At 66.6% G+C, this 12,256-nt stretch carries 12 protein-coding genes; 5 read left to right on the forward strand and 7 right to left on the reverse strand.

Annotated elements, in window-relative coordinates; translation table 11 throughout:
* Window positions 1–16 precede the first annotated feature (16 nt).
* From ACQY78_RS23325 to ACQY78_RS23335, 3 genes are read left to right on the forward strand one after another with little or no spacing between them, the layout of a single operon-like run.
* The gene (locus tag ACQY78_RS23325; protein ID WP_428679363.1) at window positions 17–685 is read left to right on the forward strand and encodes a methyltransferase; all 669 of its coding nucleotides are present in this window, start codon (window positions 17–19) and stop codon (window positions 683–685) included.
* Entirely contained in the window at window positions 682–1,524 is an 843-nt protein-coding gene (locus ACQY78_RS23330; protein ID WP_428679366.1) for a hypothetical protein, read from the forward strand. Before ACQY78_RS23325 ends, ACQY78_RS23330 begins: the two co-directional genes overlap by 4 nt.
* Before the next feature lie 35 nt (window positions 1,525–1,559).
* On the forward strand, window positions 1,560–2,264 hold the full coding sequence (locus ACQY78_RS23335) for a hypothetical protein (RefSeq protein WP_428679368.1): 705 nt from the start codon (window positions 1,560–1,562) through the stop codon (window positions 2,262–2,264).
* Here the strand turns inward: ACQY78_RS23335 and ACQY78_RS23340 are convergent.
* On the reverse strand, window positions 2,247–3,971 hold the full coding sequence (locus ACQY78_RS23340; RefSeq protein ID WP_428686474.1) for an aminotransferase class III-fold pyridoxal phosphate-dependent enzyme: 1,725 nt from the start codon (window positions 3,969–3,971) through the stop codon (window positions 2,247–2,249). The two genes, ACQY78_RS23335 and ACQY78_RS23340, sit on opposite strands and share 18 nt — an antisense overlap.
* 26 nt (window positions 3,972–3,997) lie before the next feature.
* Here ACQY78_RS23340 and asd point away from each other — a divergent pair, with 26 nt between their 5' ends.
* Window positions 3,998–4,870 (forward strand): archaetidylserine decarboxylase, encoded by an 873-nt coding sequence (gene asd, locus ACQY78_RS23345; protein WP_428679370.1) that lies wholly within the window; start codon window positions 3,998–4,000, stop codon window positions 4,868–4,870.
* A gap of 234 nt (window positions 4,871–5,104) precedes the next feature.
* Here the strand turns inward: asd and mnhG are convergent, their stop codons facing one another.
* Genes mnhG through ACQY78_RS23375 form a run of 6 tightly spaced genes read right to left on the reverse strand, consistent with a single transcriptional unit; the run spans window position 5,105 to window position 11,117 of the window.
* Window positions 5,105–5,485: a monovalent cation/H(+) antiporter subunit G gene (gene mnhG, locus ACQY78_RS23350; RefSeq protein ID WP_428679373.1), complete on the reverse strand. Its 381-nt coding sequence runs from the start codon at window positions 5,483–5,485 to the stop codon at window positions 5,105–5,107.
* Window positions 5,482–5,763: a K+/H+ antiporter subunit F gene (locus tag ACQY78_RS23355; protein ID WP_428679375.1), complete on the reverse strand. Its 282-nt coding sequence runs from the start codon at window positions 5,761–5,763 to the stop codon at window positions 5,482–5,484. The genes mnhG and ACQY78_RS23355 overlap by 4 nt, the downstream gene beginning before the upstream one ends.
* On the reverse strand, window positions 5,760–6,245 hold the full coding sequence (locus ACQY78_RS23360; RefSeq protein WP_428679378.1) for a Na+/H+ antiporter subunit E: 486 nt from the start codon (window positions 6,243–6,245) through the stop codon (window positions 5,760–5,762). Before ACQY78_RS23360 ends, ACQY78_RS23355 begins: the two co-directional genes overlap by 4 nt.
* Window positions 6,242–7,861 carry a monovalent cation/H+ antiporter subunit D gene (locus tag ACQY78_RS23365; protein ID WP_428679380.1) on the reverse strand — a complete coding sequence of 540 codons (1,620 nt, stop codon included), beginning with the start codon at window positions 7,859–7,861 and terminating at the stop codon, window positions 6,242–6,244. The genes ACQY78_RS23360 and ACQY78_RS23365 overlap by 4 nt, the downstream gene beginning before the upstream one ends.
* Window positions 7,861–8,196, reverse strand: a complete 336-nt coding sequence (locus ACQY78_RS23370) for a Na+/H+ antiporter subunit C (protein WP_428679382.1) — start codon at window positions 8,194–8,196, stop codon at window positions 7,861–7,863. The genes ACQY78_RS23365 and ACQY78_RS23370 overlap by 1 nt, the downstream gene beginning before the upstream one ends.
* Window positions 8,196–11,117 carry a monovalent cation/H+ antiporter subunit A gene (locus ACQY78_RS23375; RefSeq protein WP_428679384.1) on the reverse strand — a complete coding sequence of 974 codons (2,922 nt, stop codon included), beginning with the start codon at window positions 11,115–11,117 and terminating at the stop codon, window positions 8,196–8,198. The genes ACQY78_RS23370 and ACQY78_RS23375 overlap by 1 nt, the downstream gene beginning before the upstream one ends.
* 300 nt (window positions 11,118–11,417) lie before the next feature.
* Here ACQY78_RS23375 and ACQY78_RS23380 point away from each other — a divergent pair, with 300 nt between their 5' ends.
* On the forward strand, window positions 11,418–12,248 hold the full coding sequence (locus tag ACQY78_RS23380; protein WP_428679386.1) for an alpha/beta fold hydrolase: 831 nt from the start codon (window positions 11,418–11,420) through the stop codon (window positions 12,246–12,248).
* Window positions 12,249–12,256 lie beyond the last annotated feature (8 nt).

The raw sequence follows: 12,256 nt of genomic DNA on the forward strand, positions 1-12,256 counted from the left end.
TAAGGGTTTTCCCGTGGTGTCCCGGAGTCGTAGCATCCTCGACCAGTGCAGGCCGTCTCTCGCCTGCTGGATGATCGTTGCCGCCGTGCTGGCCGGCGCCGCGATCAGCCGTGAGCCGGCCTTCGCGATCTACCTCGTCAGCTTCGTCTATTACGGCCTCTACTGGTACGCCTTCGCCTGGGGCGTCGACTCGTTCCGCGTCTTCAAGCGGGACGCGATGCTGCTCAAGGCCGTGTCGGTCGCCGCGCTCGCCTTCGTCTACCTCCAGGCACCGCCCGACTTTCTCTCGCTCGGCGTGATCGGGCTCGGCATTCTCCTCAACGCCCGTGCCGCCTCGGTGCTGAGGATCGACCGGACCTACTATGGCCACGAGCTCGCCGGGCTGACCGAGCGGCGGATCACCGCCTTTCCCTATTCCCTGATGTCCCATCCGATGATCGTCGGAAACGTGATGGCCTTCGGCGGGACTCTGCTCAATCCGGCCTTCCGCGCCGCCTGGTGGCCGCTTGCCACCCTTCATGTCGTGTTGAACCTCGGCCTGCTCGCGATGGAACGGGCCGGGACGCGCCGCCGGCCGGCCATCAGGCTGGCGGGGCTCCTCATCCTTGCGGTCACGGCGGCGACCGCAACGGTTGCCGCCGGCAACGACCCAGATTCGAGCCGCCTCAGCCAGGGAACCTCGTGACCGACATTCTCGACTCCACCGCTGCCGGCTCGACGCGGGGCGCGGTCTCGTCCTTGTTTCCCGCCACGCTCGGCCGTTTCGAGCCAGCCGAAGACCGCGCCCTGATCGACGGCCTGTCCCGATGGGTCGAGGCGCATTTCCGCGAGGAACTCGGCAAGCGGCCCTCCTGCCACGTCTATGTCCAGACGCTTCCCGCCGAGATCGTCGCCCTGATCGATCGGCTGCGCGACAGCCCGGTCATCCGCGAGCTGATCCTGCGGCAGGTTCCGGCCGGCAGCAGCTTCGAGCCGATGAAGCACACCGACGAACTCTACATCTCGCACTACAACAAGGACCGGGGTGGCGACCAGGGCCTGTTCGACCGGCATTATGACGGCAACCTGCGCTTCCTGTCGTCGAGCATGGTCGTGCGGGCGCTGATCTATCTCCAGTCCGACGCGAGCTACAAGGTGGTGTTCGGCGACAGCCGGGTCGAGAAGGCCTTCACCACCTACGAGTTCGGCCTGCTCGACTTCCATCGCGAGCTGCACTGGGTCGAGGGCAGCTACACGCAAGGCGCACCGCAGCGCATCCTGCTCAAGTGCAACTACCTCGTAACTGCCCCGGGCGCCGGCGCCCGCGGCCGCTTCGCGCTGGCGGCCAACACGGCCGTCTTCTACGTGGTCAAGGCGGCCATGGAATACTCGAAGAGCCCGCGCACGCCGGCAGAGAAGGCCGTGGGCTACCTGTGCAACCTGTTCCGTCGCCTCAACATCGTTCACCCGCTGGTTCCGCTCGCGGCGATTGCCGCGACCGCGATCGGCGTGGCCGCCCTCGGATATTCCGTCGTCAACCTGTAGCGCCGACCCCACACCCCCCGAGCAGAGGAAACGCCATGACCGGACTGTTGAACGAGTTGAAGGTCCAGCGATGGGACGACCATCGCTACTACCATCACAGCAAGGTCAACCAGTCGCTGCACCTGCTCAGCGCGACCAGCTTCCTGTTCGCCTACGTCGTTGCCTTCACGGATCCGGCCATGGCGGCCCTGATCGGCTGGCTGGTCGCGATGACGACCCGCCAGATCGGCCACCTGTTCTTCGAGCCGCGCGGCTACGACGCCGTCAACCAGGCGACGGACGAATACAAGGAGGAGATCAAGGTCGGCTACAACATCAAGCGCAAGCTCGTCCTGCTCGCGGTCTGGGCGGCGTCGCCGCTGCTGCTGGTGGCTGATCCGACCCTGCTCGGCGTCTTCACGCCGCACACCGACTGGACCGGCTTCGTGACGCATGTCGGCGAGCTGTGGCTGGTCGTCGGGCTGGCCGGGATCGCCTTCCGCGCCCTTCAGCTGTTCGTGACCAAGGACCTGACCACCGGCCTGGTGTGGGTGACCAAGATCGCCACCGATCCGTTCCACGACATCAAGCTCTATCACCGCGCGCCTTGGGAACTCCTCACTGGCCAGCACAGCCGCCACACGCCGGAGGCCGTGGCCGCTCCGATCCTTCCTGACGAGATCCTTCCCGAGGTCATGCCCGACCTGGCCCTGACCGTTGCCGAAGACGCCGTCGCCCCCGCCTCAAAGGGCGGCGTCTAGAGGACGCGGCTCGGCCAGGCGGGCCTTGCGTCCCCGTCCCGGGAAGCCCAGCAGGTGCGACGCCATCTCCCGCAGGATGCGCCGCTTGATCGCCCGGTCGGTGGCCAGCGCCCCCGGCTCCCACCAGCCGTCGCGCTGCATCGCTTCGGCCGCCGCGACGAAGCGGTCGGCCACTGCCTGGAACTGCTCCTCCGTGAAGTTCAGGCTGAAGATCAGGCGCCCCGTGCCCACCCAGCTCAGCGCAATGCCATGGGCCTTGAGGTAGTACTGGAACATCCAGTGATAGCGCGAGGCCGTCGGGTAGCAGACCGTCCAGATCGACGAGAGGTGCCCGATGCGCACCGGCAGCCGCCGCTCGGCCAGCCGGCGGTTGAGATCGCCAGCCCGTCCATCCCAGGTCTCGTCGAGCTCACGATAGACCTGCTTCATTTCGGGCGAGTCGAGATGGAGCAGGAACTCGTTCATCGCGCCCATCACGTAGGGATGCGCGTTGAACGTGCCGCGCGCGAAGCAGATGTCAGCCGGCCGGTCGTCCCGGAACCGCTTCATCAGCCGGTGGTCGCCGCACACGACGCCGATCGGCAAGCCGCCGCCCACTGTCTTGCCGTAGGTCACGAGGTCGGCCTCGATGCCGAAATATTCCTGGGCGCCGCCGGCCGCGAGCCGGAAGCCGACGAACACCTCGTCGAGGATGAGAACGATGCCGCGCTCGGTGCAGACCTGGCGCAGGGCCTTGAGCCAGGCGGCATAGGTTTCGCGGCTGACGCCGCGGTCGGGCCGGCTGGCGATCAGCGTGGAATCCGCGGGCGCGCCGTGGTTGGGGTGCATGGCCTGGATCGGATTGACCAGCACGCAGGCGATGTCGGTGCGGCGGCGCAGGACGTCGAGCGTCTTCTCCGAAAGATCCGCCAGCGTGTAGGTATCGTGGGCAGCTACCGGATTTCCGACGCCCGGCTGCACGTCGCCCCACCAGCCGTTGTAGGCGCCGCAGAAGCGCACGAGGTGGGAGCGGCCGGTGTGGTACCGCGCCAGCCGCACGGCCTGCATCACCGCTTCCGTGCCCGACATGTGGAACGACACTTCCGGCTTGCCGGAGATGCGGGTGAGCCGCTCGGCATTGTCGGCAACGAGATCGGGATAGGCCCCGAGAACGGGGCCGAGTCCGGCGACGCGCCGCGCCCCGCGCTCCATGCAGCCCTTGTAGAAGTCGTAGCCCAGCAGGTTCACGCCGTAGGAACCGCTCAGGTCGTAGCGCGCCGTGCCGTCGAGGTCGGTGACCTGGACGCCCTCGGAGGAGACGACGAAAGCGCCGGCGGGCAGCGCCGTCCGGACGCGCGGACTGAACTGGAACGGCACCCGGTAGCTTTCGGTGAACTGCAGGTCGGAGATGTGGCGCGTCGCCTCCGAGGTCAGCCGCAGTGTGCGTCCGTCTCCCGAGCGCAGGGTCTCCGCCAGCGCGTCGAAGCCCGCCCGGCGGCGGGCTGCGATGGCCTCGCTCGCCTCGTCGGAGCGGAAGAACAGGTCGCCCTCATAGACGTAGCTCGGCATCAGGCCGGCGATCCGTCGCGACATCCGCGCGTGGCCGGCGAGGGACCGGTGCTTGGCCCGCGAGAGCATCAGGCGGTTGCGCACCCTGGGTGCCAACAGGAACAGCGCCAGCCCCCCGGCCACCAGCGCCGCTACGGTCTCACCATCCATCAGGTTCATCATTCAGCTTCCCCGGAGTTTTCGACGTGGCCAAAAGCGTTCATTTGCAACTGCTGAAGGTCCTCCAGCAGGAGGACATCAATTTCCTGCTGACCAACCGCATCCCGCGAAGGCTCGCGACGCGGTGGATGGGTTGGTTCAGCCGCATCGAGAGTCCGGCCCTGGCGCGCGCCGCGATCGCGGTCTGGCGCCTGTTCACCGATCTCGATCTCGCCGAGTCGAAGAAGAAGTCCTTCGGAAGCCTGCGCGACTGCTTCACGCGCGAGCTGCGCGCCGGTGCGCGGCCGCTCGACGTCGATCCCGCGATGCTGGTCAGTCCCAGCGACGGGATCGTGGGCGCGTGCGGCACCGTTCGCGGGACCGAGCTGTTCCAGGCCAAGGGCTTTCCGTACCGGCTCGAGGATCTGCTGATCGATCCGCAGCTGGTCGAGACTTATCGCGACGGCACCTACGTCACGCTGCGCCTCACCTCGAGCATGTACCATCGCTTCCATGCGCCGCACGACGCCACCGTCGAGCGCGTGACCTACGTTTCGGGCGACACCTGGAACGTGAATCCGATTGCTCTGAAGCGCGTCGCGCGCCTGTTCTGCCGCAACGAGCGCGCCGTGCTGCGGCTTCGCCTCGCGTCTGGCGGCCACCCCGTGACGCTGGTGCCGGTCGCGGCGATCCTGGTCGCCAGCATCCGCCTGCACTTTCTCGATGTCGTGATGAACATGAACTATCGCGGGGCGGCCGACATCGCCTGTTCCACGCGCGTTCGACGCGGCGACGAGCTGGGCTGGTTCGAGCACGGGTCCACAATCATCGTCTTCGCGCCCCGCGGCTTCCGCCTGTGCGACGACATCGCCGACGGCACGAAGATCCAGATGGGCCAACGCCTGATGGTTCTGCCCTGATGCGACCGGGGAGCGAGAGGCGGACACTCCCTTCCCAGTGCAACAGTCTCGTTGCCGTCTCGTGAGGCTGGCATGTCAGTTCGGTGACCGGCCGCGCGCTCTTCCCGGCGAGCCGGAGCCGATTTGCGAGATCAGCGCGTGGGGAAGGCAGCCCGTGCCGTTGGTGCTGGCACACGGCATCGAAGTGACGGCTTACGTTTGTGGCTCGACCGAGGCCCCGTTCCGTTGGGGATGTCAGATCGCGTCGCCGGTCTTGGTTTCTCCATCGGTTCTGATCGGCGGCGGAAGATCGGCGACTCCCTCGCTGCGATCGCGATAGAGGGCGGCGCGGCCCAGCAGCATCAGCGTGACCGGTGTGGTCACCGTCAGGAACACCGCGATCAGCACTTCGTGCAGCACCGGGCGCGATTGCTGAATAGAGAAGAAGAGGATGGAACCGAGCAGGATCCCGCCGGCGCCCCAGGTGGCGCCCAGGCTGGGGGCGTGCAGGCGATCGTAGAAGGTCTTGAGGCGCACCAGTCCGATGGCGCCCACCAGCGTGAAGCTGGCGCCCAGCAGGACCAGGAAGGAGGCGAGGAGGGCGGCCCAGGCCGGCAGGTCGGCGGCGTGGCTCATTCGATGATCTCCCCGCGCATCAGGAACTTGGCAAGCGCCAGGGTGGCGATGAAGCCCAGCAGCGCGATCACCAGCGCCGCCTCGAAGTAAAGCGTGCTGCCCGTCCGGATGCCGAACACCAGCAGAAGCAGCATCGCGTTCACGTAGAAAGCATCGAATGCCATGATGCGATCCTGCGCCCGTGGACCGCGCAGCATGCGGAAAGCGGCGATCACCATCGCGAGCCCGAGCAGAACCAGGGCGACCAGCAAGGACCAGGAGAGGATTGTTGCGCTCATGCCAGGATCTCCAGCAGCAGCCGTTCGTAGCGGTTCTTGATCAGATCGATCCAGTGCATCTCGTCGACCAGGTCGAAGACGTGGATCAACAGTTTGTTGGCCGTCGAATCGTACTCGACCCAGGCCGTGCCCGGCGTGCAGGTCAGGATGCAGGCGAGGATCGCCAGCGCGGCCGGATCGCGCAGTTCGAGCGGCACGATGACGAAGCCCGACACGCGCTTGTGCTGGCCGGGAAACAGGATCAGCCGGGCAACTGCGACGTTCGAGCGCCAGACATCGAGCAGGACGATCGCCACGAGCTTGGGAATGAGATGCCAGCGCCTGATGCGCGACCTGTCCGGCTGCAGGGCGGCGGTCACGTTGGAGGCGGCGACTGCGATCACGCTGCCCAGCACGAAATGTCCCAGCGACAGGCCGTTCAGGAGCAGCCACATCGCCAGCAGCGAGACCGCCAGCAACGGATAGGGTAGGAGGCGGGTCATTGGAGGCCTGCCTTGGCCGGCGGAACGCGCGGCGCCGACAGAACGTCCTCGATGTAGGAGGCGGGTGCCAGCACGGAGCGCGCCGTCTCCTCCATATATTGCATCACCGGTCCGCCCTTGATGGCGAGGACGAGCGTGAGCAGCAGCAGGGCGAACACGGGGGCCACTTCGACCGCGAGAACCCGGGGCGCGACCGCATCGACCGGCGCCCAGAAGGCGCGGATGCCGACGCGCGACAAGGTCATCAGCGTCGCCACACCGGACAGAAGCAGCAGCACGATGAACGTCCAGTTCGCGGGCGAGAGGCCGGCCGCCGCACCTTCTCCGGCCGGCGCGAAGAGCGCCGCCAGCAGGGCCAGCTTGGCCACGAACCCCGACAGCGGCGGCAGCCCGATCAACAACAGGGCGCAGGCGACGAAGCCGGCGCCGAGGATGGCCAGCGTGCCGGGAAAGCCCATGCCCGCCTCGCTGCCGCCAACTTCGTCGGGCTCGGCATGCAACGTTTCGGCGGTGACGGCGATCAGGTCGGCGCCGGGGTTCTGGCCGCGCTCGATCAGCTCGATCAGCAGGAAGAAGGCGCTGATCGTGAGGGTCGAGCTGACGAGATAGAACAGGGCGCCGCCGGTCACCTGCGCGTCGGACAGGCCGATGGCGGCCAGCACCGTGCCGGAGGAGATCATCAGGCTGAAGCTCGCGATCCGGGTCATGGCCTGCGAGGCGAGCACGCCCAGAATGCCGAAGGCGATCGTTGCCAGGCCGCCGGCGAACAGGAGCGTGGCACCATAGCCCGCGACCTCGCCGGCCTCGCTCCCGAACAGCAGGGGGCGCAGGCGCAGCAGGGCGTAGAGGCCGACCTTGCTCAGAATGGCAAAGATCGCGGCGACCGGCGGCGCAGCGGCCGGATAGGCGCTGAGCAGCCAGAAGCCGAGCGGCCACATCGCGGCCTTCACCAGGAAAGCCATGCCGAGGATCGCCGCGCCGACTTCCAGCAGGACACGGTTCTCGCCGGCGAGGGCGGGAATGCGCGCGGCCAGATCGGCCATGTTCAGCGTTCCGGTGACGCCGTAGATCAGGGCGACGCCGACCAGGAAGAAGAAGGCGGCGGTCAGGTTCACGACGACATAGTGTACGCTCGCCTGGACGCGCCGCGGCCCCGATCCGTGCAGCAGCAGGCCGTAGGACGAGGCCAGCATGACCTCGAAGAAGACGAACAGGTTGAACAGGTCGCCGGTGAGAAAGGCGCCGTTCACGCCCATGACGAGGAACTGGAAGAGCGTATGGAAGTGGGGGCCGACCGTATGCCAGCGGGCCATCGAGAAGATCAGCGACGCGGTCGCGAGGACGGCCGTCAGCAGGACCAGCATCGCCGACAGTCGGTCGAGCACCAGCACGATGCCGAATGGCGCCGGCCAGTTGCCCAGCAGGTAGACGCCGGGCGCGTCCGTATCGGCGGCCTGCAGCAGGACGATGGCGATCGCCAGGTTCGCGAGCGTGGAAAAGAGGTTGATCAGTCCCTTCAAGAACTGCCGGCGCTCGTCGTAAACGGCCAGCAAGGCTCCCGCCACCAGCGGCAGCACGATGGGAGCGATGATCAGGTGACGTGCCCAGTCCGACATCACCGCTCCTGGCCGTCGACATGGTCGGTGCCGGTGAATCCGCGCGCCGCCAGCAGCACGACCAGCAACAGCGCGGTCGTCGCGAAGCCGATGACAATCGCCGTCAGGACCAGCGCCTGCGGCACCGGATCGGCGTATTGGGCGAGAGTGCCTGTCTGGCCCGCGAGGACCGGCGGCGCGCCGGAGCGCAGCCGGCCCATGCTGAAGATGAACAGGTTGACCGCCAGCGCGCAGAGCGAGAGGCCGATGACGACCTGATAGGTGCGCGGCCGAAGCAGCAGCCAGACGCCGGACCCGGCCAGGATGCCGATGCAGACGGCAAGGAGGAGCGCCATTACGCTTCCTCCCGCGCCGGCTGCGTGGGCGTCGCGCGCGAGGCGCGCAGGTTGCGCACCGACTGGTGGGCGAGCGCGATCAGCATCAGCACCGTCGCCCCCACGACCAGGCCGAAGACGCCCAGGTCGAAGAACAGGGCGGTGGCGGCCGGCACCGCCCCGATCAGCGGGACTTCGACATACTGCGAATGCGAGGTCAGGAAGGGATAGCCGTACAGCCACGACGCCATGCCGGTCATGGCGGCCAGCAACAGGCTCAGTCCGATCCAGTTGACCGGCAGGATGCGAAGCCTGTCCTCCACCCAGATCGTGCCGGACGCAAGGTATTGCAGGATGAAGGCGGTCGCGAGCGCGATGCCCGCGGCGAAGCCGCCGCCGGGCAGGTCGTGTCCGCGCAGGAAGAGGTAGATCGCCAACACGATGATCACCGGGAACAGCCACTTCATGATCACCGAGGGCACCAGCAGATAGTCGCCCAGCGTATCGCCCGCCTTGCGGTCGGGTTCGGCCTCGTCGAAGGCGTTCTGCCGGCGCTGCTGCAAGGGCGAGCCGATATTGTCGGAGGCCGGCCGGAAACGGCGCAACAGCGCGAAGATCGTGAGGGCGACCACCGCGAGCACGGTGATCTCGCCCATCGTATCGAAGCCGCGGAAGTCGACCAGGATCACGTTCACGACATTGCGGCCGCCACCTTCCGTATAGGCGCGTTCCAGGAAATAGCTTCCGATGGTTTCCGGCAGCGGCAGCACCATGACGGCATAGGCAAGGGTCGCCATGCCGGCGCCGACGATGAAGGCGATGCCGAGGTCGCGCGAACGCCGCAGCCGTCGTCGCCACGGATTTTCCCCGGTCTCTATTTCCTCGAAGCGCTTGGGCAGCCAGCGCAACCCCAGCAGGATCAGGATCGTGGTCACGACCTCGACCAGGAGCTGTGTCAGCGCCAGATCGGGCGCAGAGAACCACGCGAAGGTGATGCAGGTGGCGAGACCCGCGCCGCCCAGCAGGACGAGCGCGACCAGGCGATGATACTTGGCCTGGTAGGCCGCGCCGATTGCGCAGCCGGCGCCGGCCAACCAGACCAGGGCGAGCCCGGGGTCGAGGTCGCTCCAATCCGGTCCTTGCAGGCCGAGGCTGCCCATCGAGAACGGCACCAGCGCCGCCAGGGCGCCCGCCAGCAGCAGGATCCGGAGCTGCGGCTGCAGGCGGCGCGTGCTGAGGACCATCTCCGCGGCCCGCGCCCATTTCAGGGACAGTACGATCACGCCCCGTTCGAACAGGTGGCGGCCGTTCAGGTGCCGCAGCACCGGCGGTCCCTCCGGGCTATGCCGCAGGTAGTTCCTGAGCGCGAGGTAGAGCAGCGCCCCGACGACGAGGGCCACGGCACTCATGATCAGCGGCAGGTTGAAACCGTGCCAGACGGCGAGACTGAAAACCGGCGTGCGGGTGCCCAGCACGGACTGCACGGCCGTCAGCAGGTAGGGGCCGACGGTCGCCGCCGGAAAGATGCCGATCACCAGACAGGCCAGCACCAGGAACATGCTGGGCACGCGCATCCAGAATGGCGGCTCGTGCGGTTCCCGCGGCAGGTCGTCGGGCTTTCGACCGAAGAACACGGAGTGGATGAAGCGCAGCGAATAGGTGACGGCGAAGGTGCTGGCCAGCACCGCGACATAGGGCTGCGAGGTATCGAGCAGCGAGTGGACATGGGTCTCGATCGCCTCGGCGAAGAACATCTCCTTCGACAGGAACCCGTTGAGCAGCGGCACGCCCGCCATCGCCGCACTGGCCACCATCGCCAGGGTGGCGGTGACCGGCATGTAGTGGAACAGGCCCCCCAGTTTGCGCATGTCGCGCGTGCCGGTTTCATGGTCGATGATCCCGGCCGCCATGAACAGCGAGGCCTTGAAGGTCGCGTGGTTCATCATGTGGAAGATGGCGGCGACCGCGCCCAGCGGGCTGCCGAGGCTCAGCAGCATGGTGATCAGGCCGAGATGACTGATCGTCGAGTAGGCGAGCAGCCCCTTGAGGTCATGCTGGAAGATGGCGAAGAAGGCTCCCAGCACCAGCGCCGCCATGCCAGCGAGTCCCAGCAGCCAGAACCATTCGGGCGTGCCGGCCATCACCGGCCACAGGCGCGTCAGCAGGAAGACTCCGGCCTTCACCATGGTCGCCGAATGCAACAGGGCCGAGACCGGCGTCGGCGCGGCCATGGCATTGGGCAGCCAGAAATGGAACGGGAACTGCGCGCTCTTGGTCAGCGTGCCCAGCAGGATCAGAATGAGGGCCGGCAGATAGAGAACGTGCGAGCGGATGGCCTGGCCGGAGGCCAGCACCCGGTCGAGATCGTAGCTGCCCACGATCTGCCCGATCAGGATGACGCCTGCGAGGAGGGCCACGCCGCCGAAGCCGGTGACGACGAGGGCCATGCGGGCGCCGTCGCGCGCGCCGGCCGTGTGATTCCAGTATCCGATCAGCAGGAACGAGAAGATGCTGGTCAGCTCCCAGAAGAACAGGAGGATGATCAGGTTCCCGGCAATGACGATGCCGAGCATGCTGCCCATGAAGGCGAGCAGGAACGAAAAGAAGCGCGGCACCGGATCGTTCGGCGACATATAATAGCGCGCATAGAGAACGACCAGGAAGCTGATGCCTGTAACCAGCAGCGCGAACATCCAGGCGAAGCCGTCGAGGCGGAGGGAAAACCCGAGGCCGAGTGCGGGAATCCACTCGGCTTCGCTGCGCAGCACTCCGCGTTCGACAATCGCGGGATAGGCGGAAATCAGCAGGAAAAGGCAGACGAGCGCGACGCCGCCGGCCAGCCAGGCTTCCGAGTTACGCGCGTTGGGGCGGAACGTCGCAGCGAGGAGGCTGCCCACGAAGGGAAGAACGATCAGGATTGTCAGCAGTACGTCGTCGGTCATGAGCCTTGGCGATGCGTATCTGGGGTGTGTCTGCGGCTAACTCTAGCATTTTCGGCTCAAATAGTTCCCTTCGAGACGAGTCTGCGCGGCTGGCCTCACACTGTGCTGCATGAACCAGCCAATGCAAAGCTGCCGCCGGATCGTGGCGATGCGAGGGCCGTGGACGGCGAGCGATCCGTTCCGCGCGTGCGATGCGTGCACTGTACTTTGGTATAGGGCGCTGCCTGCTCATGTACGATGGCGGTGAGCAGCCTTCTGGGCCAACCTTGCGCTGCGTTTACAATCGCAAGGGGACTTCACATGGCTTTCATCACGACGAAGGACGGAACCCAGATCTTCTACAAGGATTGGGGTCCCAAGGACGCGCAGCCCATCGTGTTCCATCATGGCTGGCCGCTGAGCGCGGACGACTGGGATGCGCAGATGCTCTTCTTCCTGGGCAAGGGATTCCGGGTGATTGCCCATGATCGTCGCGGCCATGGCCGTTCGACGCAGACCGATACCGGCAACGAGATGGACACCTATGCCGCCGATGTCATCGAGCTCACCGACCATCTCGATCTGAAGAACGCCGTCCATATCGGCCATTCGACCGGCGGCGGTGAGGTCGCTCGCTATGTCGCGCGCGCCAAGCCGGGTCGGGTTGCCAAGGCGGTGCTGGTCAGTGCCGTGCCGCCGATCATGGTGAAGTCGGACAAGAATCCGAAGGGCTTGCCCATCGAGGTGTTCGACGGTTTCCGCGACGCCCTCGCGGCCAACCGCGCGCAGTTCTATCTCGATGTGGCCAGCGGTCCGTTCTACGGCTTCAACCGTGAAGGCGTGAAGGCCCTTCCGGGCACCATCCAGAATTGGTGGCGCCAGGGCATGATCGGCGGCGCCAAGGCGCATTACGATTGTATTGCCGCCTTCTCCGAAACCGATTTCACGGAAGATCTCAAGGCGATCACGGTGCCGACGCTCGTGATGCACGGGGACGACGACCAGGTGGTGCCGATCGCCGACGCGGCCGAGCTCTCGATCAAGCTGCTGAAGCACGGCACGCTCAAGGTCTACAAGGGCTATCCGCACGGCATGCTGACCGTCCATGCCGATGTCCTCAACCCCGACCTGCTCGCCTTCATCAAGGCTTGAGGGAGGGG

The organism is Reyranella sp. (assembly GCF_965279625.1).
Lineage (GTDB): Bacteria > Pseudomonadota > Alphaproteobacteria > Reyranellales > Reyranellaceae > Reyranella.